This is a genomic window from Mesorhizobium xinjiangense (assembly GCF_009749525.1).
In the GTDB taxonomy this organism is placed as follows: domain Bacteria; phylum Pseudomonadota; class Alphaproteobacteria; order Rhizobiales; family Rhizobiaceae; genus Mangrovimarina; species Mangrovimarina xinjiangensis.
The window spans coordinates 55,106-81,664 of the sequence record NZ_WOAC01000021.1; the positions used below are offsets into that span (position 1 = coordinate 55,106).

The 26,559-nt window shown below is 64.6% G+C and carries 29 protein-coding genes; 19 read left to right on the top strand and 10 right to left on the bottom strand.

Annotation, left to right across the window (positions count from 1 at the left end):
• The first annotated feature begins 31 nt into the window (after nt 1-31).
• The 10 genes from GM909_RS20120 to GM909_RS20165 all read left to right on the top strand — a co-directional run bounded on the left by GM909_RS20120 (nt 32) and on the right by GM909_RS20165 (nt 10,082).
• Nucleotides 32-1,114, top strand: a complete 1,083-nt coding sequence (locus tag GM909_RS20120; RefSeq protein WP_157019007.1) for an ABC transporter ATP-binding protein — start codon at nt 32-34, stop codon at nt 1,112-1,114.
• A 13-nt stretch (nt 1,115-1,127) separates the two neighbouring features.
• A complete protein-coding gene (locus GM909_RS20125; RefSeq protein ID WP_157019008.1) occupies nt 1,128-2,219 on the top strand; it encodes an ABC transporter ATP-binding protein in 1,092 nt (363 codons plus the stop codon).
• Complete coding sequence (locus GM909_RS20130; RefSeq protein WP_157019009.1) at nt 2,216-3,079, top strand: carbohydrate ABC transporter permease; 864 nt, start codon at nt 2,216-2,218, stop codon at nt 3,077-3,079. The genes GM909_RS20125 and GM909_RS20130 overlap by 4 nt, the downstream gene beginning before the upstream one ends.
• Nucleotides 3,076-3,900, top strand: a complete 825-nt coding sequence (locus tag GM909_RS20135; protein WP_157019010.1) for a carbohydrate ABC transporter permease — start codon at nt 3,076-3,078, stop codon at nt 3,898-3,900. The genes GM909_RS20130 and GM909_RS20135 overlap by 4 nt, the downstream gene beginning before the upstream one ends.
• A gap of 18 nt (nt 3,901-3,918) precedes the next feature.
• Nucleotides 3,919-4,200, top strand: coding sequence for a DUF2160 domain-containing protein (locus tag GM909_RS20140; RefSeq protein ID WP_157019011.1), 282 nt, complete (start codon nt 3,919-3,921; stop codon nt 4,198-4,200).
• Between the two features lie 150 nt (nt 4,201-4,350).
• Nucleotides 4,351-6,090, top strand: coding sequence for an ABC transporter substrate-binding protein (locus GM909_RS20145; RefSeq protein WP_157019012.1), 1,740 nt, complete (start codon nt 4,351-4,353; stop codon nt 6,088-6,090).
• Between the two features lie 79 nt (nt 6,091-6,169).
• Entirely contained in the window at nt 6,170-7,660 is a 1,491-nt protein-coding gene (gene glpK, locus GM909_RS20150; RefSeq protein ID WP_157019013.1) for a glycerol kinase GlpK, read from the top strand.
• A gap of 369 nt (nt 7,661-8,029) precedes the next feature.
• On the top strand, nt 8,030-8,998 hold the full coding sequence (locus GM909_RS20155; RefSeq protein WP_157019014.1) for an ABC transporter substrate-binding protein: 969 nt from the start codon (nt 8,030-8,032) through the stop codon (nt 8,996-8,998).
• Between the two features lie 26 nt (nt 8,999-9,024).
• Nucleotides 9,025-9,726: a L,D-transpeptidase gene (locus GM909_RS20160; RefSeq protein WP_157019037.1), complete on the top strand. Its 702-nt coding sequence runs from the start codon at nt 9,025-9,027 to the stop codon at nt 9,724-9,726.
• 44 nt (nt 9,727-9,770) lie between these two features.
• Complete coding sequence (locus GM909_RS20165) at nt 9,771-10,082, top strand: hypothetical protein (RefSeq protein WP_157019038.1); 312 nt, start codon at nt 9,771-9,773, stop codon at nt 10,080-10,082.
• A gap of 58 nt (nt 10,083-10,140) precedes the next feature.
• On the opposite strand, the gene GM909_RS20170 is transcribed toward GM909_RS20165, so the two are convergent.
• The 5 genes from GM909_RS20170 to GM909_RS20190 form a co-directional block, all read right to left on the bottom strand.
• Nucleotides 10,141-10,656: a BA14K family protein gene (locus tag GM909_RS20170; RefSeq protein WP_157019015.1), complete on the bottom strand. Its 516-nt coding sequence runs from the start codon at nt 10,654-10,656 to the stop codon at nt 10,141-10,143.
• A gap of 166 nt (nt 10,657-10,822) precedes the next feature.
• Nucleotides 10,823-11,953 carry a DNA-processing protein DprA gene (gene dprA / locus GM909_RS20175; RefSeq protein WP_157019016.1) on the bottom strand — a complete coding sequence of 377 codons (1,131 nt, stop codon included), beginning with the start codon at nt 11,951-11,953 and terminating at the stop codon, nt 10,823-10,825.
• Nucleotides 11,950-12,564 carry a glycerol-3-phosphate 1-O-acyltransferase PlsY gene (plsY, locus tag GM909_RS20180; protein ID WP_157019017.1) on the bottom strand — a complete coding sequence of 205 codons (615 nt, stop codon included), beginning with the start codon at nt 12,562-12,564 and terminating at the stop codon, nt 11,950-11,952. The genes dprA and plsY overlap by 4 nt, the downstream gene beginning before the upstream one ends.
• A 17-nt stretch (nt 12,565-12,581) precedes the next feature.
• Nucleotides 12,582-13,868: a dihydroorotase gene (locus tag GM909_RS20185; RefSeq protein WP_157019018.1), complete on the bottom strand. Its 1,287-nt coding sequence runs from the start codon at nt 13,866-13,868 to the stop codon at nt 12,582-12,584.
• Complete coding sequence (locus tag GM909_RS20190; protein WP_157019019.1) at nt 13,865-14,830, bottom strand: aspartate carbamoyltransferase catalytic subunit; 966 nt, start codon at nt 14,828-14,830, stop codon at nt 13,865-13,867. Before GM909_RS20190 ends, GM909_RS20185 begins: the two co-directional genes overlap by 4 nt.
• Nucleotides 14,831-15,022: 192 nt before the next feature.
• Here GM909_RS20190 and GM909_RS20195 point away from each other — a divergent pair, with 192 nt between their 5' ends.
• On the top strand, nt 15,023-16,651 hold the full coding sequence (locus GM909_RS20195) for a DNA alkylation response protein (protein ID WP_157019020.1): 1,629 nt from the start codon (nt 15,023-15,025) through the stop codon (nt 16,649-16,651).
• Here GM909_RS20195 and GM909_RS20200 read toward each other — a convergent pair.
• The gene (locus GM909_RS20200) at nt 16,633-17,571 is read right to left on the bottom strand and encodes an AEC family transporter (RefSeq protein ID WP_157019021.1); all 939 of its coding nucleotides are present in this window, start codon (nt 17,569-17,571) and stop codon (nt 16,633-16,635) included. The two genes, GM909_RS20195 and GM909_RS20200, sit on opposite strands and share 19 nt — an antisense overlap.
• Before the next feature lie 217 nt (nt 17,572-17,788).
• Here GM909_RS20200 and GM909_RS20205 point away from each other — a divergent pair, with 217 nt between their 5' ends.
• Nucleotides 17,789-18,364, top strand: a complete 576-nt coding sequence (locus GM909_RS20205; RefSeq protein ID WP_157019022.1) for a hypothetical protein — start codon at nt 17,789-17,791, stop codon at nt 18,362-18,364.
• Nucleotides 18,364-18,675, top strand: a complete 312-nt coding sequence (locus tag GM909_RS20210) for a DUF6105 family protein (protein ID WP_157019023.1) — start codon at nt 18,364-18,366, stop codon at nt 18,673-18,675. Before GM909_RS20205 ends, GM909_RS20210 begins: the two co-directional genes overlap by 1 nt.
• Here GM909_RS20210 and ruvX read toward each other — a convergent pair.
• Nucleotides 18,642-19,127, bottom strand: coding sequence for a Holliday junction resolvase RuvX (gene ruvX / locus GM909_RS20215; RefSeq protein WP_157019024.1), 486 nt, complete (start codon nt 19,125-19,127; stop codon nt 18,642-18,644). The two genes, GM909_RS20210 and ruvX, sit on opposite strands and share 34 nt — an antisense overlap.
• A gap of 84 nt (nt 19,128-19,211) precedes the next feature.
• Here ruvX and GM909_RS20220 point away from each other — a divergent pair, with 84 nt between their 5' ends.
• The 4 genes from GM909_RS20220 to gatA all read left to right on the top strand — a co-directional run bounded on the left by GM909_RS20220 (nt 19,212) and on the right by gatA (nt 22,237).
• Nucleotides 19,212-19,919, top strand: a complete 708-nt coding sequence (locus GM909_RS20220; protein WP_157019025.1) for a metal-dependent hydrolase — start codon at nt 19,212-19,214, stop codon at nt 19,917-19,919.
• A gap of 72 nt (nt 19,920-19,991) precedes the next feature.
• Nucleotides 19,992-20,279 (top strand): Asp-tRNA(Asn)/Glu-tRNA(Gln) amidotransferase subunit GatC, encoded by a 288-nt coding sequence (gene gatC / locus GM909_RS20225; RefSeq protein WP_157019026.1) that lies wholly within the window; start codon nt 19,992-19,994, stop codon nt 20,277-20,279.
• Between the two features lie 5 nt (nt 20,280-20,284).
• Nucleotides 20,285-20,752: a GNAT family N-acetyltransferase gene (locus GM909_RS20230; RefSeq protein WP_157019027.1), complete on the top strand. Its 468-nt coding sequence runs from the start codon at nt 20,285-20,287 to the stop codon at nt 20,750-20,752.
• A 3-nt stretch (nt 20,753-20,755) separates the two neighbouring features.
• Complete coding sequence (gene gatA / locus GM909_RS20235) at nt 20,756-22,237, top strand: Asp-tRNA(Asn)/Glu-tRNA(Gln) amidotransferase subunit GatA (RefSeq protein ID WP_157019028.1); 1,482 nt, start codon at nt 20,756-20,758, stop codon at nt 22,235-22,237.
• A gap of 50 nt (nt 22,238-22,287) precedes the next feature.
• Here the strand turns inward: gatA and GM909_RS20240 are convergent, their stop codons facing one another.
• A complete protein-coding gene (locus GM909_RS20240) occupies nt 22,288-22,542 on the bottom strand; it encodes a YjhX family toxin (protein ID WP_157019029.1) in 255 nt (84 codons plus the stop codon).
• A 304-nt stretch (nt 22,543-22,846) separates the two neighbouring features.
• Here GM909_RS20240 and GM909_RS20245 point away from each other — a divergent pair, with 304 nt between their 5' ends.
• Nucleotides 22,847-23,647 carry a YdcF family protein gene (locus tag GM909_RS20245; protein ID WP_157019030.1) on the top strand — a complete coding sequence of 267 codons (801 nt, stop codon included), beginning with the start codon at nt 22,847-22,849 and terminating at the stop codon, nt 23,645-23,647.
• Nucleotides 23,648-23,719: 72 nt separating this feature from the next.
• Here the strand turns inward: GM909_RS20245 and GM909_RS20250 are convergent, their stop codons facing one another.
• Nucleotides 23,720-24,427, bottom strand: a complete 708-nt coding sequence (locus tag GM909_RS20250) for a DUF599 domain-containing protein (RefSeq protein WP_157019031.1) — start codon at nt 24,425-24,427, stop codon at nt 23,720-23,722.
• A 114-nt stretch (nt 24,428-24,541) separates the two neighbouring features.
• Entirely contained in the window at nt 24,542-25,012 is a 471-nt protein-coding gene (locus GM909_RS20255) for a hypothetical protein (RefSeq protein WP_157019032.1), read from the bottom strand.
• Between GM909_RS20255 and GM909_RS20260 the strand changes: the two genes are divergently transcribed.
• Complete coding sequence (locus tag GM909_RS20260; RefSeq protein ID WP_157019033.1) at nt 25,011-26,411, top strand: L-serine ammonia-lyase; 1,401 nt, start codon at nt 25,011-25,013, stop codon at nt 26,409-26,411. The two genes, GM909_RS20255 and GM909_RS20260, sit on opposite strands and share 2 nt — an antisense overlap.
• Nucleotides 26,412-26,559 lie beyond the last annotated feature (148 nt).

Genomic DNA, 26,559 nt, shown 5'->3' on the forward strand with positions numbered 1-26,559 from the left:
GGCGCGAACATATGATGCGGGAGGAGCATCGATGTTGGAACTCGAGAACGTCTCGAAGGTCGTTGGCGCGGAGACGCATATCCGCGACGTGACGCTGTCGCTGCGCCACGGAACGCTCAACGTCCTGCTGGGGCCGACCCTGTCCGGCAAGACCAGCCTCATGCGATTGATGGCGGGGCTCGACCAGCCGACCTCCGGACGGGTCCTGTTCGATGGCGCCGATGTTACCGGCCTGCCGGTGCAAAAGCGCAATATCGCAATGGTTTACCAGCAGTTCATCAACTACCCGGCGATGACCGTCTATGAAAACATTGCCTCGCCGTTGCGCGTCGCCGGCAGCGACCGCGCGACGATCGACCGCGAGGTGCGCCGGGCCGCCGATCTCCTGCGTCTGACGCCCTATCTCGACCGCACCCCGCTGGAACTTTCGGGCGGCCAGCAGCAGCGCACCGCGATCGCCCGCGCCATCGTGAAAAATGCCGGCCTGGTCCTGCTCGACGAGCCGCTGGCCAATCTGGACTACAAGCTGCGCGAGGAATTGCGCGAGGAACTGCCGAGGATCTTCGCCGAATCCGGCGCCATCTATGTCTACGCAACGACGGAGCCGCACGAGGCGCTGCTTCTCGGCGGCAACACGGCGACCTTGTGCGAGGGGCGGGTAACCCAGTTTGGCCCGACGATCGACGTCTTTCGAAACCCGGTCGACCTGACGACGGCGCGCACCTTCGCCGACCCGCCGCTCAATACGATCGAACTCAAGAAGCAAGGGGCGGATTTCCTGCTCGAGGGCGGGACGAGCCTGCCGGCGCCTGACGATCTTGCTGGCGCACCCGACGGCCCATACACGATCGGCTTTCAGCCTCACCATCTTTCACTCGAACGCCAGGCGCCCGATTCAGCGCCGGTCCGGGCAAGGGTGACGGTCACCGAGATCACGGGATCCGAAAGCTTCGTACATCTCGATTTTGCCGGCGCGCGCTGGGTCATGCTGTCGTTGGGCATCCTGCATCTGGAGCCGGACGACGAGGTCGAGGCCTTTATCGATACACGGCACCTGATGGTGTTCGACGCCGGCGGCGCTGCCGTCACCTCGCAAGCGCCGATGGCGGTGTAGGGACTGATTGAATATGGCGCGCATCGATCTCGATCATATCAGACACGCCTACATGGCCCATCCGCGCGATGAAAAGGACTACGCGCTGAAGGAGGTGCATTACGCCTTCGAGGATGGCGGCGCCTATGCGCTGCTCGGTCCCTCGGGTTGTGGCAAGACCACGCTGCTCAACATCATCTCCGGTCTGCTCCAGGCCTCCGAAGGACGCATCCTGTTCGACGGAGACGACGTTTCCGTCCTGTCGACCGAACAGCGCAACATCGCCCAGGTCTTCCAGTTCCCGGTCGTCTACGACACGATGAGCGTCTACGACAATCTGGCCTTTCCGCTCAGGAACCGCGGCGTCGGCCACGCCGAAGTGGACCGGCGTGTGCGCGAGATCATCGACATGATCGAGTTGGCCGACTGGTCGAAGCGCAAGGCGCGCGGGCTGACCGCGGATCAGAAGCAGAAAATATCGCTCGGCCGCGGCCTGGTGCGCGAGGACGTCAACGCGATCCTGTTCGACGAGCCGCTGACGGTCATCGACCCGCACATGAAATGGGTCCTGCGCTCGCAGCTCAAGCAGCTTCACAAGCGCTTCGGCCACACCATGGTCTATGTCACGCATGACCAGACCGAGGCGCTGACCTTCGCCGACAAGGTGGTCGTCATGTATGAGGGCGAGATCGTCCAGATCGGCACGCCCGACGAGCTGTTCGACCGGCCGAAGCACACCTTCGTCGGCTATTTCATCGGATCGCCAGGAATGAATGTCGTGCCGGTTTCGGTCGAAGGCCGTACGGCCCGGTTCGGCGACGAGCGCTTCGACCTGCCGGGCACGCTCAATGCGCCAATCGGCGGTGCGATCGAAATGGGGATCCGTCCGGAATTCGTGCGCGTCGGCGAAAAGGGCATTCCCGCCCGCATCGACAAGATCGAGGATATCGGTCGCCACAAGATCGTGCGCGCCCTCGTTCAGGGCCACAGGATGGCGGCGATCCTCGCCGAGGACGACGAGATTCCGGCCGAGCCGCGGGTCGCCTTCGCGCCCGAAGGCATCAACATCTATGCCGGCTCCTGGCGCGTCGACTACGAGGATGCAATGCCGGGAGACGCGCGATGAACAAGACCTGGAACAACAAGGCCTGGTTCATGGTGCTGCCGGTGCTGGCGCTGGTCGCCTTCAACGCGGTCATTCCGTTGATGACGGTCGTCAACTATTCGGTCCAGGAAACCTTCGGCAACAATCTCTTCTTCTTCGAGGGTGTGAAATGGTACCGCGAGGTTCTGGCCTCCGAGCGGTTCCACGCCTCGCTCTTGCGCCAGTTCCTGTTCACCGGGCTGATCCTCCTGATCGAGGTACCGCTCGGCGTCGCAGTCGCGCTGGCCATGCCGCGCTCGGGGCCTTGGGTCTCGGTGTGCCTGGTGCTCATGGCGCTGCCGCTTCTCATACCGTGGAACGTCGTGGGCGCGATGTGGAACATCTTCGCGCTGCCCGATATCGGCCTGCTCGGCCACACGATCAATGCGCTGGGCATCGACTATAATTTCACCCGCCAACCGCTCGCGGCCTGGTTCACCGTCGTCCTGATGGATGTCTGGCACTGGACGTCGCTGGTCGTTCTGCTCGCCTATGCCGGGCTGCGCTCGATTCCCGACGCCTACTACCAGGCCGCCAGGATCGACGGCGCATCGCGCTGGTCCGTCTTCCGCTTCATCCAGCTGCCCAAGATGAACCGCGTGCTGACGATCGCCATCCTGCTGCGCTTCATGGATTCCTTCATGATCTACACCGAGCCCTTCGTGCTGACGGGCGGCGGGCCCGGCAACGCGACGACCTTCCTGTCGATCGATCTGGTCAAGGCGGCGCTCGGCGAGTTCAACCTCGGCATCGCGGCCGCCATGAGCATCATCTACTTCCTGATGACGCTTCTCGTGTGCTGGGTCTTCTATACATTGATGACACGGGAGGAAGCGCAATGAAACGGCCCAGAAGGCGTGTCCTGCAGGGCCTCGGCTGGCTCGTTCCGACCCTCTACATCATTTTTTTGATGCTGCCGATCTACTGGCTCGTCAACATGTCGTTCAAGACCACGAACGAGATCCTGGGCGGGTTCAGCCTGTGGCCGCAGAACTTTACCCTGGCCAGCTATCACGAGATCCTGACCAACCCCGTCTGGTACAACGGTTACATCAGCTCGATCAGCTATGTCCTTATCAACACGGTGATTTCGGTCGCGGCCGCGCTGCCGGCGGCCTATGCCTTCTCGCGCTATCGCTTTCTCGGCGACAAGCATCTCTTCTTCTGGCTTCTGACCAATCGCATGGCGCCGCCCGCCGTCTTCGCGCTGCCCTTCTACCAGCTCTATTCGGCGATCGGCCTGTTCGACACGCCATGGGCGGTGGCGCTGGCGCACTGCCTGTTCAACATCCCGCTCGCCGTCTGGATCCTGGAGGGGTTCATGTCCGGCGTGCCCAAGGAGATCGACGAGACGGCCTATATCGACGGCTATTCCTGGCCGCGCTTCTTCGTGAAGATCTTCATGCCGCTGATCGCATCCGGCATCGGCGTGACGGCCTTCTTCTGCTTCATGTTCTCCTGGGTGGAACTACTTCTGGCCAAGACGCTCACATCGGTGGCGGCCAAGCCGATTGCGGCGGTGATGACGCGCACGGCCTCCACGTCGGGCTACGAACTCGGGCTCCTGGCGGCGGCCGGTGTGCTGACCATCATACCGGGCGCCATCGTCATCTATTTCGTGCGCAACTACATCGCCAAGGGCTTCGCCCTGGGGCGGGTTTAGGCAAGGAGGGAGAGTCCAATGGATCTGACCTGGATGGCCTGGACCTGGCAGACGGCAGCCTTCTTCGGCCTCATCGCGGGCCTCTTGTGCATGATGATGGTGTGGGAATGGATCAGCCCCGGCGGCGGTCCGCGTCACGGCGGGCTGGGCCTCGACACGACGCGCGGCGATCGGCTGTTCATCTCGCTCTTGGGCAGCGCCTACATCCATCTGGGCTGGCTCGCCTTTACAGACGCTCCATTGTGGGGCGGCACGGTGCTTTCGATTGTCTTCGCCATCGCGGTCTTCCGCTGGGTTTGAGGAGGATCGTCACGAGACGCCGGCGGCAAAATGGAGGATTGCTGCCGCCGGTGGGACAGGTGGGAATTCCGTACCCGGCAGGTGCCGACGCGGAAGGACTGCCCCGCATGCTCGATCGTGCGGAAGTGAAACGCAACTGGGAGGAAAGCAATGAGATCGCATCTACTTGCATCCGTTGCCGCCATGACGCTCCTCGGCCTGACAGGGCAGAGCTGGGCCGATGTGGCGGCGGCCGAAAAATGGATCGATGACGAGTTCCAGCCTTCGACGCTCTCCAAGGACGAGCAGATGAAGGAGATGGAGTGGTTCATCGAGGCGGCCAAGCCCTTCGCCGGCATGGAAATCAATGTGTTGTCGGAGGGTATTCCGACCCACGAATATGAATCGCAGACACTGACCAAGGCTTTTGAGGAAATCACCGGCATCAAGGTCAATCACCAGATTCTTGGTGAAGGCGAGGTGGTACAGGCCGTGCAGACGCAGATGCAGACCAACCGCAATCTGTACGACGCCTATGTCAACGACAGCGACTTGATCGGCACGCATTCCCGACTGCAGCAGGCGGTGAACCTGACCGACTGGATGGCCGGAGAAGGCAAGGACGTGACGCTGCCGACCCTCGACCTCGAGGATTTCATCGGAATTTCCTTTACGACGGGACCCGACGGCAAGCTTTACCAGCTTCCGGACCAGCAGTTCGCCAATCTCTACTGGTTCCGCGCCGACTGGTTCGAACGCGAGGACCTGAAAGCCCAGTTCAAGGAGAAATACGGTTACGAACTCGGCGTGCCGGTCAACTGGTCGGCCTATGAGGACATCGCTGACTTCTTCACCAATGACGTCAAGGAAATCGACGGCGTACGCGTCTATGGCCATATGGACTACGGCAAGCGCGCCCCCGATCTCGGTTGGCGGATGACCGATGCATGGTTGTCGATGGCCGGCACGGGAAGCCCCGGCGAGCCGAACGGCGTGCCGATCGACGAATGGGGATTGCGCATGGAGGAAGGCTCCTGCAACCCCGCCGGTGCCTCGGTCAGCCGCGGCGGCGAGACCAACGGCCCGGCGTCCGTCTACGCGATCCGCAAATGGGACGAGTGGCTGCGCGAATACGCACCTCCGGGAGCGGCGAGCTACGACTTCTACCAGTCGCTGCCGGCACTCTCACAGGGCAACGTCGCCCAGCAGATCTTCTGGTACACGGCGTTCCTTGCCGACATGGTGAAGCCGAAGTCGGAAGGCAACAACACCGTCGACGAGGACGGCAACCTTCTGTGGAAGATGGCGCCGTCGCCGCACGGCCCGTATTGGAAGGAAGGCCAGAAGATCGGCTATCAGGATGTCGGCTCCTGGACGATCCTGAAATCGACCCCGACCGATCGCGCCAAGGCCGCCTGGCTTTACGCGCAGTTCACGGTGTCGAAGTCCATATCGCTGAAAAAGGCCCACACCGGGCTGACCATCATCCGCGATTCCGATATCCGCCACGAAAGCTTTACGGAACGCGCGCCGAAGCTTGGCGGCTGGGTCGAGTTCTATCGCTCGCCCGACCGCGTCGCCTGGTCGCCGACCGGCATCAACGTGCCGGATTATCCGAAGCTCGCGCAGATATGGTGGCAGCAGATCGGCGACGTGAACTCCGGCGCATTCACGCCGCAGGAGGCCATGGACAGACTTGCCGAAGAGATGGACACGACCATGGCGCGCATGCAGGCCGCAGACGAGCAGGCCAATGTCTACGGCGGCTGCGGCCCGCGGCTCAATGAGCCGAAGGACCCGTCGGAATGGCTCGGCAAGCCGAACGGTCCGAAGGCAAAGCTTGAAAACGAGAAGCCGCAGGGCGAGACGATCGCATATGACGAACTCGTGAAGCGTTGGACGAGCGAGTAGGCTCGGCGCGAAAGAACCGATACCGGGGGAGGCGGCATGGCCGGCTCCCTCGATTTTTGATCAGATATCAGGAGAGAACATGAGCGGCTACGTCTTGGCGATCGATCAGGGAACCACGTCCAGCCGGGCGATCATTTTCGATGCCGACATGAAGATGGTTGCGACGGGACAGGAAGAATTTCGCCAGATCTATCCGGCATCGGGCTGGGTCGAGCACGACCCCGAGGACATCTGGAACTCGGTCGTCTCGACGGTGAAGTCCGCCCTGAGCGAGGCCAGGCTGGCGGCAACGAAAATCTCGGCCATCGGCATCACCAATCAGCGTGAAACGGTGGTCGTCTGGGACAAGGCGACGGGCGAGCCGATCCACAATGCGATCGTCTGGCAGGATCGCCGCACGGCACCGCTTTGCGCCAGGCTCAAGAAGAAGGGGCTGGAGGCGAAGTTCACACGCAAGACCGGGCTTCTGCTCGACCCCTATTTCTCCGGCACCAAGATCGCGTGGATCCTGGACAAGGTGAAAGGCGCGCGTCGTCGGGCGGCCAAGGGCGAATTGCTGGCCGGCACCATCGACACCTTCCTTATCTGGCGCCTGACCGGCGGCAAGGTTCACGCAACCGACGCGACCAACGCCTCGCGCACGCTGCTTTACAACATTGCCGCCAATGAATGGGACCGGGAACTCCTGGACATACTGAAGGTCCCGGCCAGCCTTTTGCCGCAGGTGAAGGACAGCGCCGATGATTTTGGAATGACTCGGGAATCCCTGTTTGGAGCGAGCATTCCCATCCTTGGCGTCGCCGGCGATCAGCAGGCGGCGACGATCGGCCAGGCCTGCTTCGAGCCGGGCATGATGAAGTCGACCTATGGGACCGGCTGCTTCGCCCTGTTGAATACTGGTGCCGACATGGTGCGCTCGCGAAACCGGCTCCTGACGACGATCGCCTATCGTCTGAACGGCAAGACGACCTATGCGCTGGAAGGCTCGATCTTCGTTGCCGGGGCGGCGGTGCAATGGCTGCGCGACAGCCTGAAGATCATCCACAAATCCGAACATAGCGGCGACCTGGCCGCCGAGGCCGACGACCGCCAGAACGTCTATCTGGTTCCGGCCTTCGTCGGCCTTGGGGCACCCTATTGGGACGCGGATGCGCGTGGCGCCATCTTCGGCCTGACGCGCGACACCGGCCGCGCGGCGCTCGCCCGCGCAACGCTCGAATCGGTCGCCTTCCAGACCCGCGACCTGCTGGATGCGATGAACAAGGACTGGAAGGATGGGGCGGCCGGCACGGTTCTGCGCGTCGACGGCGGCATGGTCGCCTCCGACTGGACCATGCAACGGCTCGCCGACATCCTCGACGCACCGGTCGATCGTCCCGAAATCCTCGAGACAACGGCGCTGGGCGCGGCCTGGCTGGCCGGCTCGAAAGCCGGTGTTTGGCCGGACAGCCGGGCCTTTGCCAGGTCATGGTCGCTGGAGCGCCGCTTCGAGCCGCGGATGGCAGCGTCGACCCGCTCGGCCAAGATCAGGGGCTGGCGGGATGCCGTGCGGCGGACATTGAGTGGATGAGGGCGGCTTGACAGGTGTCAGAAGGCGCCCGTAACGTTCGCGCGGAGCAGCTTGGCGAACCGCAACAGCGGCGCATTGTGCAATTGGGAACATTGAGCGGCGAATGGCCCCCAAGGTCGGACTTGCGTTGCGCGGACGAGCGGCCATTGGCTGCCGGAAATTTCATGCACGATCAACGGGCGGCCGCAGGCATCCGGGCGTTTGCGGCGCGGCGTTTTCCGTCGGTCTCCGGCGCGCAGTCGGTCGATCCTGCCGCGTGACTTTCAAGAAGCACGCTATTTGTCTGAATTTCCCTAAATATCCGGCGGGGGCCGAAGCCGCCTGCGGGCCAACGAGGCTCGGCAGGCATACGGCAATTGGAGGACGCATATGAGGATATTCCTGCAAGGCCTGACCGGCAGCCTGTTGGCGGCCGGTGTGGCGACGGCGGCGAGCGGACCGGCCCTGGCCGCCGATCTCGTCGTGGCCATGCCCAACTGGCCGTCCGGCCAGGCGTCGGCCAACATCATCGGGCTCGGCATAGCCTACAAGTTCGGCCTCGACGTCGAGGTGCGGGAGATGGGCACGCTGACGGCCTTTTCCGGCCTGGACCATGGGCAGGTCGATGTCCATCCCGAGGTCTGGCGGCCCAATCTCGACAACCTGGTGAAGAAATATGCCGACGACAAGGGGTCGGTCACGGTCAGCCTGCGCGGCGTTCCCGCCTGGCAGGGCCTGTGCGCCACGCCCGAGGCGGCCGAGACGGTCGGCATCAGGGATGTCAAGGATCTGAACGATCCCGAGAAGACAGCCGCTCTCGACACCGATGGCGATGGAAAGGGTGAGTTGTGGATCGGCGCGCCGACCTGGTCGTCGACCGGCATCGAGCGCGTGCGCGCCAACAGCTACGGCTATGCCGAGAACCTGACTTTGGTCGAGGCCGAGGAGGAGGTCGGCATGGCGGCCGTAGATGCCGCCGTGGCGACGGGCCGGCCGATGGTCTTCGCCTGCTATGCGCCGCATCACGTCTTCAAGCTGCACGACATCGTGCGGCTGGAGGAGCCGGAACACGACGATGCCAAGTGGAAGATCGTGGCGCCGGCCGACGATCCGCTATGGATACAGAAGTCGAGCGCCCCGGTGGCATGGGACATCGCCCATTTTCACGTTGCCTATGCTGGCGCGCTTGCCGAGGACCATCCCGATGTGGCGGCCTTTCTGGAAAAGATCGATTTCACGCCGGCCGAAGTCACCGACATGACCTATGCACTGCAGGTCGATCGGCGGGATCCGAAAGAGTATGCGGCCGAGTGGATAGCCTCTCACGCAGACCGTCTGAATGAATGGGCAAAGCCATGAGCGGAGAATTCATGACCGATCAGCGCATGCATGACAGCGTGTCTCCCGGCCGCCGGGGCTCACGTCGATTGACCGGCAAACGGCTTGTTGCCGGTATGCTCGCGGCCGTGTTTGGATTGGGCGCGATCGCCGCGATCGCCGCTGAAACGCAGGTATTCGATCCAAAGACGCGCGAGTGGGTGAGCTATGACCGCAAGAAGGCGCTGAAATACTACGCCCGCAACAATCAGGTGCCGGAGGCCTTCCGCCGCCAGATCGTACCGTTCCGTACCGCCGAGAAGCCCGGCACGATCATCATCGACGGAAACATGCACTATCTCTATCTGGTGCAGCCGGGCCACAAGGCCATACGCTACGGCATAGGCGTCGGCCGCGAGGGGTTCGGCTGGGCCGGGATCGTGCGCGTCGGGCGCACCGCCGAATGGCCGACCTGGACGCCGCCCGCCGAAATGGTGGCGCGTGACCCGAGCGCCAGGCCATGGGCGAACGGGATGCCCGGCGGCCCGGACAATCCGCTCGGCGCCCGGGCCCTTTATCTGTATGAAGGGGATCGTGACACGATCTACCGCATTCACGGCACGCCCGAGCCCTGGACGATCGGCCTCGACGTGTCGTCGGGCTGTATCCGCATGAACAATGATGACATCGTCGATCTGCATTCACGCATCGATGTGGGTGCGAAGGTCATCGTGCTGATGCAGGGGGCGGCGCTCTACAAAGGCGTTTGAACGACAGTTTTTGAAGCAGAAGAGGGGACGAACCAGTGAATGCGATGAATTCCTTGCGCCTGCCGGCTGCCGCAGCAATTGCCTTGAGCGCGGCGGCGTTTCTCGGCGGCTGCGTCAGCGATCCCGAACCGGACCAGATGGCGCGCACCAACCTCAAGACCGCACCGGCCGACTTGCAACTCCTGTGCGCCAACGCTGCAGCGACGTCCACCGGCGTCGAGGACACCAAGGTGCTGCCGCTGCGCTCCCGTCAGCTCGATTCCGGAACGTATCAGGTCGATCTCGATGCTGGCGGAACCATGATGAGCTGCATTATCGATGGTGAGGGGAACGTGCAGTCGGTGCAGCCGTCCTGAGGCGGTTGAAACGGCCGGTCGGCCCGGCCGTTTCGCCTTTGCCCCGCAGGACACCGCGTCAGTAGTAGGGTGAGACGCAGGCTCTGCGCGGCCCATTATAGGGCTGGAACGTGTTGTCCGACGCACGGTATGACCGGTAGCGGTTGTAGCACCAGTTGACATGCGATTGGCTCAGCCGGCGCACGCGATAGTCCGTCCGTGGGGGCTGGGCGAGCGCTCCGCCGATGATGGCACCGGCGACGAAGGCGCCGGCAGGAAACCACCAGTCGTTATATCTGCGGTAGCCTGGACGGTAGTGGCGATAGCCACGATGGCCGCGATAGTAGTAGCGGTTGCCGCGCCGCACGACATAGCGATCGCCGCGATGGCCACGGTGGCGATAATAGTGGCGCCGCGGGCCATGCCGACGATACTGCCCACGTCCGTGGCGGCGATGCTGCACCTTTGTGACCTGGCCCTCGACCGCCGCTGGCTTGCCCGGATAGAGCGGCGCCGCCTGGACCGGCACGAGTGTCGTCGCGCCGACCGAAAACGCCAGCACGCTCGCACAAAGCCCGGATAAGAGCTTCCTCATATCGGATCTCCTTGCTCTTGTGCGTCCCTTCCGTGGCAAACGTTTCAGGCAACGATCGGTTGCGGTTGCTCCACCATGTCTGCCGGCCGCAACTGTAGCGGTGCCGCAGCCACTTGCAAAGCGGGGTCGTGCCGCCAGGTGTCATCCTGCGGCGCGACGCCGCGCATCAGCCGGAAATCAGCGAGACCGTGCCGCCCGGATGGCGCTCGACCCGGCCCGCCAGTTCAAGCTCCAACAGCACGATGAGAACCTGGGCCGTGGCGAGCCCTGTATGGCGGATGATCTCGTCGACACCGGTGGGCGTGGGACTCAAGGCTTCAAGGATCCTTGCACGGTCGTCGTCGCCGGGCGGCGGTGTCGCCGAAAGATCGGTCGGCTCCTCCAAAGTGTCGGCCGGCGGCAGCGGCTTGCCGATGAGCGGTGCCACCTGCTCGATGATGTCGCGTGTCTCGGTGACGAGGAGGGCGCCATCCTTGAGAAGGCCGTTCGTTCCTTTCGAGCGCGGATCGAGCGGCGAGCCGGGCACGGCAAAGACCAGCCGCCCCATCTCGCCGGCCAGCCGGGCGCTGATGAGCGAGCCGGAGCGCAGCGCCGCCTCCACCACGAGGAGCCCGTGCGCCATGCCGGCGATCAGCCGGTTGCGGCGTGGAAAGTCGCGCGCCCGCGGTTCCCAGCCCATCGGCATTTCGGTGACAATCACCCCGCGTTCGGGAATCGCCTCATAGAGTTGCCGGTTCTCGGCCGGGTAGGGCACGTCGATGCCGCCGGCGAGAACGGCGATCGTGCCCGTGTCGAGGCTGCCTTGATGGGCCGCTGCGTCGACCCCGCGCGCCAGACCGGACACGATGCCGAATCCCTCGCGGCCCAGTTCGGCGGCAAAATGTTTCGCCAGTTTGATGCCGGACAGCGAGGCGTTGCGTGCGCCCACGATGGCGACCGTCGGCAAGGCGAACACGGATGCCTCGCCCTTGATCGCCAGCAGCGGCGGCGGCTGGTCCATCATGCTCAGCAGGGGCGGATAGTCGGCTTCGCCCAGCGCGACGAAACGCGCCTCCGCCCGCGTGGCCGTGGCCAGTTCGGCCTCAGCCTCCTCGGAGGAGGGGATCGACGGGATGCGCGATGCGCCGCCGCGCCGTGCCAGGTCGGGCAGGGCGTCGAGCGCCGCCGCCGCCGATCCGAACCGGTTGATGAGATCGCGAAAGGTCGCCGGTCCCACATTCTCCGTGCGGATGAGCCGCAGCCAATTGAGCCGCTGCCCGTCGCTCAGCCTGCGCGCGCCGCGGCCGGCCGGGTTCACCCCTTGGCTCCGATGCGCGATTCGGTTCCCGAGAGGAGCCTTTGGATGTTGGCCCGGTGTTTTGCGATGACGATGAGGCTCATCAGCAGGAAGAGCCCGGCCGGATGAATGAGACCCATGAGCCACAGCGCCAGCGGCACCGCGACCGCGGCAGTCAGCGCGGCCAGCGAGGAATAGCGGGTGAGAGTGGCGACGGCGAGCCAGACCACGGCGAAGACAAGCGCACCCTGCCAGGCTGTCGCGATCAGCACGCCGAGATAGGTGGCGACGCCCTTGCCGCCCTTGAAGCCGATCCAGACAGGGAAAAGATGGCCGAGAAAAGCACCCAACCCCGCGGCGAGCGCTGTTTCCGGCCCCCAATATGCGGCAACCAGCACCGCTGCCGCGCCCTTCAATGCATCGAGCGCCAGGGTCAGTGCGGCCAGCTTCCTGCTGCCGGTCCGCAGCACGTTGGTCGCGCCGATATTGCCCGAGCCGATCGTGCGCACATCACCCAGGCCGGCCGCCCGGGTGAGGAGGAGGCCGAAGGGTATCGAGCCGAGCAGATAGCCGAAGACCAGCGCAGCCAGAAGATAGGGCAGCGCAAGCTGCCAATGGATTGGATCGGACATCGAACGCCTCCCGCACGTCAGATGGAAAACACTGTGCTGCCGGCAACCATCGTTTGCAAGACCCGGCCTTGCAGACGCGCTCCCTCGAAGCACGTGTTCTTGGAGCGCGAGCGGATGTCGGCCTCGCGCACGATCCACGGTTCGTCGAGGTCGACTATCGCGAGATCGGCGGGCGAGCCAGGCTTCAAGGTGCCGCCAGGCAGGCCAAAACGTCGCGCCGGCGCCGTCGACAGGAGCTCGATGACGCGCAGCAGCGTCAGTTCGTCGTTGTGGTAAAGGCGCAAGGCCGCCGCCAGCAGCGTTTCAAGGCCGATCGCCCCGTCCGCGGCATCGGCAAAGGGCAGCCTCTTGGTGTCGACATCCTGGGGATCGTGCGAGGAGACGATAAGGTCGATCGTGCCGTCGCGCACGGCCTCGATCATCGCCTGGCGATCCTCTTCCGAGCGCAGTGGCGGCGACAGGCGGAAAAACGTGCGGTATTCGCCGACATCGTTTTCATTCAGCGACAGATGGTTGATCGAGACGCCGGCCGTGACGTTTGCGCCGTCACCCTTGGCGCGCGCGATCGCGGCGGCGGAAAGCGCGGTCGATATCTTGGCCGCATGATAGCGCCCGCCTGTCAGCCGGGCCAGCAGCAGGTCGCGCTCAAGCGGGATCGCCTCGGCCTCGCGCGGAATGCCTGGCAGGCCGAGCCAGCTCGCCAGAAGCCCTTCGTTCATCACGCCCGCCGAGGCAAGGGTGCGGTCCTGTGTCTCGTGCGCAATCACGGCATCGAAATCGCGCGCATAGGTCAGCGCACGCCGCATCACCAGCGGGTTGGCGATCGTGTTGCGGCCGTCAGTCAGCGCAACCGCGCCGGCGCCGCGCAACAAGCCGAATTCGCTCAGCTCGCGTCCCTCCAGTCCACGCGTGATGGCGGCTGCCGGATAGACGTTGACGAGCGAGGTATCGCGCGCCGTGCGCAGGACGAACTCCACCAGCGCAACGTCGTCTATGACGGGCAAGGTGTCCGGCATCATGATGAACGAGGTAACGCCGCCGGCCGCCGCCGCCATGCTGGCCGAGGCGATCGTCTCGCGATGCTCGGCGCCCGGCTCGCCGACATGAACCCGTCCGTCGACCAACCCCGGGATCAGCGACTTGCCGGCGCAGTCGACAACCTGCGCGCCGTCCGGAGCGCCCTGATTGGCGGCATCGGCGCCGGCCGCGACGATTGTCTTGCCGTCGACGATGACCGTGCCGCGCTCGTCCAGCCCACGCGAGGGATCGACGATGCGCGCCTGCTCGAAGACCGTGACGCTCATGCCGTGCGTCCTTGCGGATTACGGCGCGGATCGAGCAGGGCCTCCATCACGGCCATGCGTACGGCGACCCCCATTTCGACCTGTTCCTGGATCATGCTTTGCGGTCCGTCCGCCATCTGAGAGGCGATCTCGACGCCGCGGTTCATCGGGCCGGGATGCATGACCAGCGCCCCCTCATTGGCCAGTTTGAGCTTTTCGGCGTCGAGACCGAAATAGCGGAAATATTCGCGCACCGAGGGCACCAGCGCTCCGGCCATGCGCTCGCGCTGCAGACGCAGCATCATCACCACGTCAGCGCCTTTCAGCCCGTCTGCCATGGTGTTGAAGACTTCGGCGCCCATCTTTTCGATGCCGACCGGCAACAGCGTCGAGGGCGCGACAACGCGCACGTTGGCGCCGAGCGCGTTGAGCAGGATGATGTTGGAGCGGGCGACGCGCGAATGCAGGATGTCGCCGCAGATCGCCACTGTCAGGCGGCCGACCTGGCCCTTGGCGCGGCGGATGGTCAATGCGTCGAGCAGCGCCTGGGTGGGGTGCTCATGCGCGCCGTCGCCGGCGTTGACAACCGAGCATGTCACCTTCTGCGCCAGAAGGGCGGCGGCCCCTGCCGATGCGTGGCGGATGACGAGAATGTCCGGGCGCATGGCGTTGAGCGTCATGGCCGTGTCGATCAGCGTTTCGCCCTTCTTGACCGAGGAGGAGGCCACAGACATGTTCATCACGTCGGCGCCGAGCCGCTTTCCGGCCAGCTCGAAGGAGGATTGGGTGCGCGTCGACGCTTCGTAGAAGAGATTGATCTGGGTACGCCCGCGCAAGCTGGAGGTTTTCTTCTCCGACTGGCGCGAAATGGCCACGGCCGCGTCGGCGCGGTCGAGGAGCAGGTCGATGTCGTGCGGGGACAGACCCTTGATGCCAAGCAGGTGGCGGTGGGGAAAAAGGGGAAAGGCCGGGTGCGGATTCATCTTAAAGCGCTGCTATAGGCGCATGTCCGGCTTGCCGCAAGCGCTGAGACGCGTCAAACCGTTTTCTCCACCGGCCTTTTTCGTCGGCGGGCAGGGGTGTTAAGCGTGAGGCGGGCGGGGCGGAAATTCCTCGCGCGGGCGGCAGGGCCTGCGCTATAAGCCGAGGCGCAAATCGGAAACGGAGAGTGTTGCGTGACGCACGAGGTAACCAACCAGACACCATCGATCTGGGGCTCGAACGCCTGGCGCGGCGATCCTCTGCTCGTGCAGCTGTCCGAGGACTTTTCCGAACCGGTGCGCAAGGATCTCGACGCCGTCGGCCGCTTTGTCATGTCGGCGGAAGCGCAGGATCTGGCGCGGCTGGCCAACACCGAGACGCCGAAGCTGAAAACGCATGACCGGCAGGGCAATCGCCTCGACCTCGTCGAGTTTCACCCAGCCTATCATGCCTTGATGCGCCGCTCGATTGCCAATGGCCTGCATTGTTCGGTGTGGGAGAACGGAGAGGCCGAAGCCGGGCGCCGCCATCAGATACGCGCGGCGCGCTTCTACCTGACGGCGGAGCTCGAATGCGGTCACCTGTGCCCTCTCACCATGACCAACGCGTCGCTTGCCGCGCTGATGGCCTCGCCGAAGCTCTTTCGCGAGTGGGCCCCGCGCGTGACCACGCGCAAATATGACCAGTCGCAGAAACCGCCGGTCGAAAAGGCCGGGCTCACCCTCGGCATGGGCATGACCGAGAAGCAGGGCGGCACCGACGTGCGCGCCAACACGACCAAGGCCGAGCGCAGCAGCAACGGATTCTACCGCATCACCGGGCACAAGTGGTTCATGTCGGCGCCGATGTGCGATGCCTTCCTCGTCCTGGCGCAAGCCTCCGAAGGCCTGTCGTGCTTCCTGGTGCCGCGGCTGCTGAGCGACGGGCAGGGCAACGGCTTCCGCTTCCAGCGGCTCAAGGACAAGCTGGGCAACCGCTCCAACGCCTCCTGCGAGGTCGAATTCGCCGGGGCCGTCGGCGAAGTCGTCGGCGAGCCTGGAGCCGGCGTGAAGACGATCATGGACATGGTGACGCTGACCCGGCTCGATTGTGCCCTGGCGTCGTCGGGCATCATGCGGGCCGGCCTCGCCGAGGCGGTGCACCATGCCCGCCATCGTCTGGTGTTCGGCAAGACCCTGGTCGACCAGCCGGTGATGCAGCGCGTGCTCGCCGACATGGCGCTCGACGTTGCCGGGGCGACCGCGCTGTCGTTCCGCCTGGCGCGCGCCTTCGACGAGGCGGCCGACAGCCGGGGCGACGCCGCCTTTGCCCGCGCCATGACCCCGGTCGTGAAATACTGGGTGTGCAAGATCGCGCCGCCGCTGCTTTACGAGGCGATGGAATGCCTTGGCGGCAACGGTTATGTCGAGGAGGCGCCGCTGGCGCGCTACTATCGCGAGGCGCCGGTCAACGCCATCTGGGAGGGCTCTGGCAATGTGATGGCGCTCGACGTGCTGCGCGTGCTCAAGAGCGGCCCGTCGCTGTTCGAAGAGGTGCTTGCCGGCATCGACCGCGATCTGGGAACGCCCGGCAAGGGCACGACGGACGTGTTGCGCGCGGCGATCGAGGTCGCCCAGACCGACGAGGGCTCGGCGCGCATCCTGACGGAGCAACTGGCGCTCGCCGCAGCCGCCGCCGAACTCAGGCGGCTCGGCGCCGGCCGCATTGCGGATGCCTTCATCGAGACGCGCCTTGCCGGCCAGTGGCGCGGCACCTACGGCATGATCACCGCGCGCCACGACCCGCGCATGATCATCGACACGCTCTATCCCGAGGTGATGTAGCCGACCGCCGTCAGCACGGCCGGAATGGTCAGGAAGGAGACGGCCGTCTGCAGCGTCGTCACGGCGGCGTAAAGCTCGGCATCGCCGCCCAATTGCCGCGCCAGAAGGTAGCCGTTCATCGCCGTCGGTACGGCGCCGCACAGCGCCAGATAGAGGAGTTCGTCGCCCTGGACGCCGAACAGCAGAGCCAGCGCGATCAGGAGCATGGGAAACAATCCGAGCTTGAGCAGGACCGGCAGCCAGATGGCGAAGCGCGCGCTCGCCATGTCGGCCGGCCTTAACCCGGCGCCGATCGCCAGGAGGCCCATGCCGAGCGCGGCCCGCCCGACAAGGTCGAGTGCGAGGTTGAAGGGCGGATAGAGGCTGCCGAGGGAAAATCGCGCAACCAGTGCCGCCAGCGTTGCCAGGATGAGCGGATTGGTGGCGATCGTGCGGGCGATACGCGGCCATTTGGCCGAACTGTCGGCGAAGCGCGTCACCACGACCACCGATTCAATATTGATCGGAATGATCATCACCGCCATGACCAGCGCCACGACAGCCATGCCTTCCGGCGCGAAGAGCTTTTCGGCTACCGCCAGCGCCATGAACCCGTTCCAGCGCACCGATGTCTGAAAGATCGACGAGAATTCTCGCGGTGAGACCAACTTGCCGCGCTTGAGAAACGGCCACAGCGCTATCGTGCCGAGCCCCATGAGCGCGACGGCAACGATGAGGGCCGCCATCATCCGGTCGAGCTGCAAGTCGGAGAAATCCGCGTTGAGGATCGTCGTGAAGAGCAGCACGGGGTAGAGAAACCAGTAGCAGATCTGCTCCAGGCCCGGCCATGCCGTGTCGTCGATGATGGGCGCCCGGCGCAGCAGGTTGCCGGCGACGATCAGCAGGAAGATGGGCAAAATGCTTTCGAATATGGCAAACATGAAACGGCCTTGTGGGAAATCTCGACCCGAGATGCGTTGTGCCTATCTCATTGCCGGACATTCGCAAAGCACCGCCGGCGGCATGCTGCGGCGGAAGGGCCAAGCGCGGGTGGGGCAGGCGGCATGGGCGCAGGCATTGCGTTAACCATGTCCTTTAACCTTAATGAATGGTTGACGTTGCCGGCTCCGGCCGGAGCCGTCACTCTTGGGCATGGAGATGGCCCGACTCATCGTCAACAGGACCCTGGCGCTGCTCGTTGCCGCCTATTGGTCCGTCTTTTTCGCCCTGCTGGCGCTCGGGGCCACGGCAGCGCCGGGGCGGGGGAGTGTGCGGGCGGAACTCGCGCTCTCGCCCGCCGATCAGGTGGGCATCGCGGCGGCGGCGCTTGGGCCGTTCGGCCCGGCAATCCTGGCGAGCGCCTGCGCCATTGTCTGCGCGCTGTTCGCCTGGGCGTTTCTTACGATCCTGCTGGATTGCGAAAAAAGGGCCGTCGGTCCGCTTAACGTCATGCGCCAGGCCGTGTGCGCCGCCCTGGCGCTGCTCATGGCGACATCCCTGCTCGGCGCCTTCGGTGAAGGCGGCGGCGTGCTGCTGGCCCATTGCCTGCTGCAGATCCTGGCGCTTCTGGCCTGCCATTTTGCGGCGCAATTCGAATTGCGCCGCGGCGGCTTCACCAGACGCGCGGCCGACAAAAGCGAGGATGCGGCACGGCTGCTCGCCGTCGGCGCGGCCCATGATTCCCTGCTCAACCGGCTTTGGAAGGCGGAGACACGCTCCGGAAAGGTGTTGTGATGCGCTATATCGTGATCTTTTGGGCGCTGCCGCTCGGACTGTTCTGGGGCTGGTACTTCCTGTCCTACCACGACATCAATTTCGGCATGCTGTTCTTCTCGCGCGTCCTGCACGACGAAGTGTTCCGCATCTATGGGCAGATCCTCGGCATGGATCCGGCGACGCTGCCGCCGCTGGTGGCGCGTGCTTGTATCGTCGACACGCTCATCATTTCGGCAATCCTGGCCTTCCGCCGCCGGCGCGCCATCCTTGCCTGGATGCGCAATCTGCGTGCGCGCTATTCGGGCGAGGAAGCGGCGCCGAGCGCCTGAAGCCGGTCGAGCACGCCCTGCAGGATAAAGGCGGCGGCGGCCGAATCGACGCGCGCGCTGCGCTTCTTGCGGGAAACATCCATCTCGATCAGGGCCCGCTCGGCGGCGACGGTCGACAGGCGCTCATCCCAGAACAGGAAGGGCAGGTCGGTCAACCGCCCCATGTTGCGCACGAAGGCGCGGCTGGACTGGACCCGAGGACCCTCGCTGCCGTCCATGTTGACCGGCAGCCCCATGACCACAGCGGCGACATCGTCGCGCTGCAGCGCCTCCATCAGCGTTGCCGCGTCGCGCGTGAACTTGCGCCGCATGATGACGGGGCGCGGATGAGCGAATTGCAGCCCGAGATCGGAAACGGCAAGTCCGATGGTCTTTTCGCCGAGGTCGAGCGCGGCCAGTGTGCGGCCTGGCGCGAGGACGGGGGGCAGATCCTCAACCTCAATCACCGCCATCCGGAAGCCTTCCCTTTCATCTTGTCTCGTCGCCGTCCTATGGTAGTGGAGCGCAGCCGAAGAAGCACGCAAGGAGAGAACGCCATGAAGCTCACCTGGTACGGTCATTCCGCATTCCGCATCGAGGCCGCGGACGCAACCATCCTCATCGATCCCTTTCTGACCGGCAATCCGTCCTGGGACAAGGGCTGGGAGGATGCCGCCGAAGGCGTGACCCATGTTCTCCTGACACATGGCCATAACGATCATGTCGGCGACGCGCTGGCCATCCTGAAGAAGACAGGCGCCATGCTGGTGGCGAATTTCGAGATCTGCATGTACATGGTCGGCCAGGGCGTCGACCAGAGCAAGATCAACCCCGGCAATCATGGCGGCACGGTCGATTGCGGCGGCTTCACCACCACGTTTGTCCAGGCGCTGCATTCCTCGTCATTCGGGGCCGATGACGGGACCAACACCTATCTCGGCAATCCGGCCGGGTTGATCCTGCATTTCCATGGCGAGCGGACGCTCTACCACATGGGCGACACCGACATCTTTTCCGACATGGCGCTGATCAACGAGCTACACCAGCCGCAGATCGGCCTCGTGCCGGTCGGCGACCGCTTCACCATGGGCGGCGCCGTGGCCGCGCTGGCCTGCCGGCGTTTCTTCGATTTCGAAACGGTGATCCCCTGCCATTTCGGATCCTTCCCGATCATCGACCAGTCGGCCGACAAGTTCGTCGATGGCATGGCCGGGGCGGGAGCCGATGTGCTGACGCCGTCCGTCGGCGAAGCGATCGAGCTTTGACGTCATCCTCAGATAGTTGCGCCGGCGCAGCCGGCCCGCTATAGCGCGCTGACACGCCTTCCGGAGAGTTCCATGTCCGTCGACCTTGCCACCGTCAAACGCGTCGCCCATCTCGCCCGCATCGCCGTGACCGACGAGGATGCCGAGCGCATGACCGGCGAACTGAACGCCATTCTGGGCTTTGTCGAGCAACTGGACGAGGTCGATGTTTCCGGCGTCGAGCCGATGACCTCGGTCATTCCGATGGAGATGAAGAAGCGCCAGGACGAGGTGACCGACGGCGCCAAGGCGGACGACGTCGTCGCCAACGCTCCGGCGTCGGACGAGAATTTCTTCCTTGTGCCCAAGGTGGTCGAATAGGCGCGATGTCCCTCACCATTGCCATCGAGAGCCCGCTGCAGGACGACGTGCGCGACATGGTCGCGGAGCTCAACGCCTATATGATCCCGCTGACGCCGCGCGAGTTCCAGTTCCAGCTGACCGTGGAACAGATGGCCGAGCCCTCCGTCACGCTGTTGGTGGCGCGGGACGAGGCCGGGCGCGCCATCGGCATGGGCGCGTTGAAGGAACATGGCGACGGGCTCGGCGAGGTGAAGCGCATGTTCACTGCGCCGCAAGAGCGCGGCCGGCGCGTCGGCGCGCATCTCCTTGAGCGCATCGAGGCCATGGCCCGCGAAAAGGGCGTCGGCCGCCTGGTGCTCGAGACGGGCGAAGCGCCCGGTTTCGAGCCGGCCTGGCGCGTTTACGAGCGCGGCGGCTTCCAGACTTGCGGCGCGGTGCTTGATTATCCCGATTCCGGCTATTCACGGTTTTACGAAAAGAAGCTTGGCTGATTGATGAGCGACCTGACACGACTGACGATTTCCGAGGCGCGCGCCGGACTGGCGGCCAGGGAATTTACCGCCCGAGAGCTGACCGACGCCTATCTGGGCGCGATTGACGCGGCCAATGAGGGGCTCAACGCCTATGTCGCCGTCACCCACGACAGGGCGCGTGCCATGGCGGACGCCTCGGATGCGCGCCTGGCCGGGGGCGAGGGCGGAGCGCTGGAGGGCATTCCGCTCGGCATCAAGGATCTGTTCGCCACCGAGGGCGTGCACACCCAGGCCTGCAGCCATGTGCTTGACGGTTTCGAGCCGCGCTACGAATCGACCGTGACGGCCAATCTGTGGGCCGACGGCGCGGTCATGCTCGGCAAGCTCAATATGGACGAATTCGCCATGGGCTCGTCGAACGAGACGAGCTATTACGGCCCGGTCCGGAACCCGTGGCGGGCCAAGGGGTCCAATCTCGATCTCGTGCCGGGCGGCTCGTCTGGCGGCTCGGCCACCGCCGTTGCCGCATGTCTGTGCGCCGGGGCGACCGCGACCGACACCGGCGGCTCGATCCGCCAGCCGGCCGCCTTCACCGGCACCGTCGGCATCAAGCCGACCTATGGGCGCTGCTCGCGCTGGGGCACCGTCGCCTTTGCCTCCTCGCTCGACCAGGCCGGCCCGATCGCCCGCGATGTGCGCGATGCGGCCATCCTGCTGAAGTCGATGGCGTCCAGCGACCCGAAGGATACGACGTCCGTCGACCGCCCCGTGCCGGACTACGAGGCGGCGATCGGCCGGTCGATCAAGGGCATGCGGATCGGCATCCCGAAGGAATACCGTGTCGAGGGCATGCCCGAGGAGATCGAGAACCTGTGGCACAAGGGCATCGAATGGATGCGCGATGCCGGTGCCGAGATCGTCGACATCTCCCTGCCGCACACGAAATATGCGCTGCCCGCCTATTACATCGTGGCGCCGGCCGAAGCCTCGTCCAATCTGGCCCGCTATGACGGCGTGCGCTATGGGCTGCGCGTGCCGGGCAAGGACATCGCCGAGATGTACGAGAACACGCGCGCCGCCGGTTTCGGCCGCGAGGTCAAGCGCCGCGTGATGATCGGCACCTATGTGCTCTCGGCGGGCTATTACGACGCCTATTATCTCAAGGCGCAGAAGGTGCGCACGCTCATCAAGAAGGATTTCGAGGACGTCTTTGCCGCCGGCGTCGACGCCATCCTGACGCCGGCCACGCCGTCCGCGGCATTCGGCATCGCCGACCAGGACATGGCCGCCGATCCGGTCAAGATGTATCTCAACGACATCTTCACCGTCACCGTCAACATGGCCGGCCTGCCGGGCATCGCGGTGCCCGCCGGGCTCGATGCCAAGGGCCTGCCGCTCGGCCTGCAGTTGATCGGCAAGCCGTTCGACGAGGAGACGCTGTTCCGCACGGCGCATGTCGTCGAGCGGGCGGCTGGACGTTTCGCGCCCGAAAAGTGGTGGTGAGATGAGACGGCCCTGCCGCAAATCGGCAGGGCCTGGCCGGCAAGTTCCGGCTATCTGTTGTTCAACTGCGATCGCACGAGCTGCAGGCCGCGCCGCGTAACGCGGTAGGGCCCGCCGTTCTTCGAGGCGATGGCGCGCTTTCTCTTCAGCTTGCGAAACAGCAATTCCGTCAGCCCGATGAAGAGCCAGCCGTCGCGGGAATAGCATTCGAGAACCGGCGCTTCGTCTTCGTCGCGAACGACTTCGATCCAGCCGCCCTGAGCGAGCAGGTGCAGCACCCGCTGCTCCTTTCGTGAAATATCCATTGATGTGAGAATCCATTCATCGCGGCACGCGTGCCGCGGTCACGTCACATCGTTCCGACGCGAGCGTCGGTACGACAGGTTCCTGGATGAATAGCCCGACTGGTTCTCGCCCTGTCGGGCTTCAGCGGGACTCACATGCGCTGGACATAAAGGCTCCCAATATTGCGGCTTGGTCCATAATCAATCTCCGGTCGCTTGCCAACCCCGCAGGCACACGGCCGCTTTGCCGCGCGTGGCCGAATCCGTCTATCAAACTGCAGCCGGGCCGGGCGTTCTCCGGCCGACAGCCCTGAAGGAGGCATGGATGTTCTTCGTCCTGTCCAAGATCTTCTGGTTCGTGGCCAATCCGCTGAGCCTGATGTTCCTGCTCCTGATCGCCGGGCTTTTCGCCGTCGCGCTGCGCTGGCGGCGCATCGCGCTTGCTTCGCTCGGCCTGTGCGCGGCGATCTTCGTCATTGCCTGCTGGACGACGCTCGGGGCGCTTCTCCTGCATCCCCTGGAGGACCGATTCGAGCGGCCCGCACCCCCGCCCGATGATGTGACCGGCATCGTCGTGCTCGGCGGCGGGCTGGAGGGCGGCGTCAATCTCGTGCGCGGCGGCTACGAGCTCAATCGCGGTGGCGACCGTTTCGTCGAGGCGGCAGTTCTGGCGCGGCGCTATCCCGATGCGAAAGTGGTCATCAGCGGCGGTGTCGGCTCGCTGATCCTCGAAGGGGCGACCGACGCCGAGACGGCGCCACGGCTGCTCGAGGCGCTCGGCGTGTCCCGCGACCGGCTGATCCTCGAAGGTAAGTCGCGCAACACCTACGAGAATGCGCTCTTTTCGCGCGAACGCGCCGACCCCGGGCCCGGCGAGACCTGGCTGCTCGTCACCTCGGCCTTCCATATGCCGCGTTCGGTCGGCCTGTTCAGGAAGGTCGGTTTCGATGTCGTCGCCTGGCCGGCCGATTATCGCACCGCCGGCAACGAGCCATTCGGTCTGGCGCGGGATAACGCTCTCGATTCGCTGGGCAATCTTTCGGTGGCCGTGCGCGAATGGGTCGGTCTTTTCGCCTATTACCTGACCGGCCGGACGACCGAGCTGCTGCCTGCTCCGCAAGTATGAGGAGCCCGCCAGATCAATATGTTGGAGCATGTACCTTTCGCTCAAACGAATTCCGTTCGAGCGGGACATGTTCTAGGGATCGCGGAGCGCGAGCAATGTCCGGCGTGCCTCGGAGAAGAACTGGCGGCGCACCAGCACGCCGAGGATGAACAAGGTCGTGACCATGAACACCCAGGGGCCGGCGAACCAGCCGAGATAGGCGATGGTGAAGAACATGCCGCGCAGCCCGGAATTGAAGTGGCGCCCGGCGATCACATTGAGCCGGACCGCCCGTTCGACGGCCCGCTCCAGCTTGTCTTCGTCCTCGGGCGGCAGATCCTTGATCATCGGCACCGCCCCGATGAGGATCGAGCAATAGTTGAACAGCCGGTAGGCCCAGCCGAACTTGAAGAATGTGTAGGCAAGGACGATGAACATCCCGATGACCTTGATCTCGAAGGCCGTGCGCGACGGGCGGGCGGCGAAGGGCACGTCGGCAAGCAGGTTGAGCACGGTATCGGACGATTGCAGGAGGGCAAACGAACCGCCGAGCGCGATCAGCGCGCTCGAGGCGAAGAACGCCGTTCCCTGCTGCAGGCCCATCATGATGCCGGTGTCGATCATGCGCAGCTCGCGCCGCGCCATGGTGCGGATCCAGTTCTCACGCTCGCGGTTCATCAGCAGCGTAAGCGATGGGCGGCTGATTACCCGCCCGCGCGTCATGTGCGAGAAGACGATCCACACGCCGATGAAAAGAAGGAGGGCCGCGAGGTCGGCCCGCTCGAAGGAATCAATACCCATGAGGCGAGGATAGCGCATGCGGCGGCGATTGCGACGACCCGTTTGTGGCCATCGCTTTGCCGCAAATGTTGAAAAAGTGTTTAAGGGCGTGCTCGACTAAGCAGCTGATTTTATTCAGCGCCGGATCGTCGGGTCCGGGTTCCGGGTGATCGCCGCCGAAATTCGGCCCTTTTTGCGGTTGCGAACGCAATCCGAAAGGGGTAGAGAGCCGCTCCAGTGGTTGCGCATGAAGCATAACAAAAGCGGCGCAGCCGGGGCTAATGAATTAGACGGGACATCATGGACGACGGAGTTCATAAATCCTGCTGGGGCGTAACGGCCAAGGCAGTGGTGGGTTTCGCGAGCATTATCCTCATCGCTTGGTTGATCGGAGGCGCCGATACGGCGACGGTCATAGCGGCCGGCTGAGGCCGGACAGCAGAGGATTGCGACAGCAGGGGCGCGGCAGAGATGCCGCGCCTTCTTGCGTTTTATCTTCATCTGATGTCGTTTGTTGAGGATCGTACGTCGGCTGCCGCCAAGCTGGCGGTGGCGTAAGAGCACAAGCTCCGACGGATTGCACGACACGCGGACCGCCAACGTCATGTTCCTTTCCGTATTCGACCTCTACAAGATCGGCATCGGCCCATCGAGCTCGCACACGATGGGCCCGATGACGGCCGCAGCGCGCTTTCTGGCCGAGATCGCCGGCGACGACTGGCCGCGTCCGGCGGGCGCTGCGGTCGAGCGCATTTCCGTCAGCCTGCACGGCTCACTCGCCTTCACCGGGATCGGCCACGGAACGGACCGGGCTGTCATCCTCGGCCTGACCGGCCAGACCCCGACCACCGTCGATCCCGACGAGACGGACGCCATTCTTGCCGGTGTCGCCTCGGAGAAGCGTGTCCGCCCGAAAGGCCATCCAGCCTATCGTTTCGACCCCGATGCCGACCTCGTCATGGACCGCAAGACGCCGCTTCCGGGCCATGCCAACGGCATGGCGTTCTCGGCCCATGATGCCGGCGAGCGGCTGCTCTTGCGCCGCATCTACTATTCGATCGGCGGCGGCTTCGTCGTGTCGGAAGAGGAATTGCAGCGCATGCAGACGCGATCCGAGCCCGAAAGGGGGCCGGACGTGCCTTACCCCTTCCGCAGTGCCGCCGAGATGCTGGACATGGCTGCCGCGAGCGGCTTGTCGATCGCGGAGATGAAACGGGCGAACGAGGAAACGCGGATTTCGCGCGGCGACCTTGACGACGGCCTCGATGCCGTCTGGGGTGCCATGAAGGGCTGTATCGAGCGCGGCCTGTCGAAGGACGGCGTCATGCCCGGCGGCCTGAAGGTGAAGCGCCGGGCGCGGGCGCTTCACGAGCGGCTTGAAAACGACTGGCGCCAGAACCGGCCGAACCCGCTTCTGGCCAATGACTGGCTGGCGGTCTACGCCATGGCGGTCAACGAGGAAAACGCGGCCGGCGGCCGTGTCGTCACGGCGCCGACGAACGGGGCCGCCGGCGTCGTGCCGGCGGTGCTGCGTTACTGGCAGCACTTTCATGTCGATGCCGAGCAGCGCGGTATCCATGATTTCCTGCTCACATCGGCGGCCATCGGCGGGATCATCAAGCACAGGGCGTCGATCTCGGGTGCCGAGGTCGGTTGCCAGGGCGAGGTCGGCTCGGCCTCGGCGATGGCGGCGGCAGGCCTTGCCGCGGTGATGGGCGGCACGCCCGAGCAGATCGAGAACGCGGCCGAGATTGCGCTGGAACACCATCTTGGCATGACCTGCGATCCGGTTGGCGGTCTGGTGCAGGTCCCATGCATCGAGCGCAATGCGCTGGGAGCGGTCAAGGCGGTGACGGCGGCCTCGCTGGCGCTCAAGGGCGACGGCAAGCATTTCGTGCCGCTCGATGCGGCGATCGAGACGATGCGCCAGACCGGCATCGACATGAGCGAGAAGTACAAGGAAACGAGCCAGGGCGGGTTGGCCGTCAACGTGGTCGAGTGCTGACACCGTGATCATCGCGCCAATGTGGAGAAAGGCTGTCCTCGCTTGACCTCAGCCGGCATCGCTCTAACAGGTTGCTGAAAAACTCCAACAATGGCACGGGAATTGTGATTCACTCGGCTGGGAGCGATGGAGTGATTTGCGATGCGCG

Bases quoted from the DNA above. Each gene is read 5' to 3' on its own strand.
- GM909_RS20120 (WP_157019007.1), top strand. From the start codon at position 32: ATGTTGGAACTCGAGAACGTCTCGAAGGTCGTTGGCGCGGAGACGCAT.
- GM909_RS20125 (WP_157019008.1), top strand. From the start codon at position 1,128: ATGGCGCGCATCGATCTCGATCATATCAGACACGCCTACATGGCCCAT.
- GM909_RS20130 (WP_157019009.1), top strand. From the start codon at position 2,216: ATGAACAAGACCTGGAACAACAAGGCCTGGTTCATGGTGCTGCCGGTG.
- GM909_RS20135 (WP_157019010.1), top strand. From the start codon at position 3,076: ATGAAACGGCCCAGAAGGCGTGTCCTGCAGGGCCTCGGCTGGCTCGTT.
- GM909_RS20140 (WP_157019011.1), top strand. From the start codon at position 3,919: ATGGATCTGACCTGGATGGCCTGGACCTGGCAGACGGCAGCCTTCTTC.
- GM909_RS20145 (WP_157019012.1), top strand. From the start codon at position 4,351: ATGAGATCGCATCTACTTGCATCCGTTGCCGCCATGACGCTCCTCGGC.
- glpK (WP_157019013.1), top strand. From the start codon at position 6,170: ATGAGCGGCTACGTCTTGGCGATCGATCAGGGAACCACGTCCAGCCGG.
- GM909_RS20155 (WP_157019014.1), top strand. From the start codon at position 8,030: ATGAGGATATTCCTGCAAGGCCTGACCGGCAGCCTGTTGGCGGCCGGT.
- GM909_RS20160 (WP_157019037.1), top strand. From the start codon at position 9,025: ATGCATGACAGCGTGTCTCCCGGCCGCCGGGGCTCACGTCGATTGACC.
- GM909_RS20165 (WP_157019038.1), top strand. From the start codon at position 9,771: ATGAATTCCTTGCGCCTGCCGGCTGCCGCAGCAATTGCCTTGAGCGCG.
- GM909_RS20170 (WP_157019015.1), bottom strand. From the start codon at position 10,656: ATGAGGAAGCTCTTATCCGGGCTTTGTGCGAGCGTGCTGGCGTTTTCG.
- plsY (WP_157019017.1), bottom strand. From the start codon at position 12,564: ATGTCCGATCCAATCCATTGGCAGCTTGCGCTGCCCTATCTTCTGGCT.
- GM909_RS20185 (WP_157019018.1), bottom strand. From the start codon at position 13,868: ATGAGCGTCACGGTCTTCGAGCAGGCGCGCATCGTCGATCCCTCGCGT.
- GM909_RS20190 (WP_157019019.1), bottom strand. From the start codon at position 14,830: ATGAATCCGCACCCGGCCTTTCCCCTTTTTCCCCACCGCCACCTGCTT.
- GM909_RS20200 (WP_157019021.1), bottom strand. From the start codon at position 17,571: ATGTTTGCCATATTCGAAAGCATTTTGCCCATCTTCCTGCTGATCGTC.
- GM909_RS20205 (WP_157019022.1), top strand. From the start codon at position 17,789: ATGGCCCGACTCATCGTCAACAGGACCCTGGCGCTGCTCGTTGCCGCC.
- GM909_RS20210 (WP_157019023.1), top strand. From the start codon at position 18,364: ATGCGCTATATCGTGATCTTTTGGGCGCTGCCGCTCGGACTGTTCTGG.
- ruvX (WP_157019024.1), bottom strand. From the start codon at position 19,127: ATGGCGGTGATTGAGGTTGAGGATCTGCCCCCCGTCCTCGCGCCAGGC.
- GM909_RS20220 (WP_157019025.1), top strand. From the start codon at position 19,212: ATGAAGCTCACCTGGTACGGTCATTCCGCATTCCGCATCGAGGCCGCG.
- gatC (WP_157019026.1), top strand. From the start codon at position 19,992: ATGTCCGTCGACCTTGCCACCGTCAAACGCGTCGCCCATCTCGCCCGC.
- GM909_RS20230 (WP_157019027.1), top strand. From the start codon at position 20,285: ATGTCCCTCACCATTGCCATCGAGAGCCCGCTGCAGGACGACGTGCGC.
- gatA (WP_157019028.1), top strand. From the start codon at position 20,756: ATGAGCGACCTGACACGACTGACGATTTCCGAGGCGCGCGCCGGACTG.
- GM909_RS20240 (WP_157019029.1), bottom strand. From the start codon at position 22,542: ATGGATATTTCACGAAAGGAGCAGCGGGTGCTGCACCTGCTCGCTCAG.
- GM909_RS20245 (WP_157019030.1), top strand. From the start codon at position 22,847: ATGTTCTTCGTCCTGTCCAAGATCTTCTGGTTCGTGGCCAATCCGCTG.
- GM909_RS20250 (WP_157019031.1), bottom strand. From the start codon at position 24,427: ATGGGTATTGATTCCTTCGAGCGGGCCGACCTCGCGGCCCTCCTTCTT.
- GM909_RS20260 (WP_157019033.1), top strand. From the start codon at position 25,011: ATGTTCCTTTCCGTATTCGACCTCTACAAGATCGGCATCGGCCCATCG.
- GM909_RS20255 (WP_157019032.1), bottom strand. From the start codon at position 25,012: ATGACGTTGGCGGTCCGCGTGTCGTGCAATCCGTCGGAGCTTGTGCTC.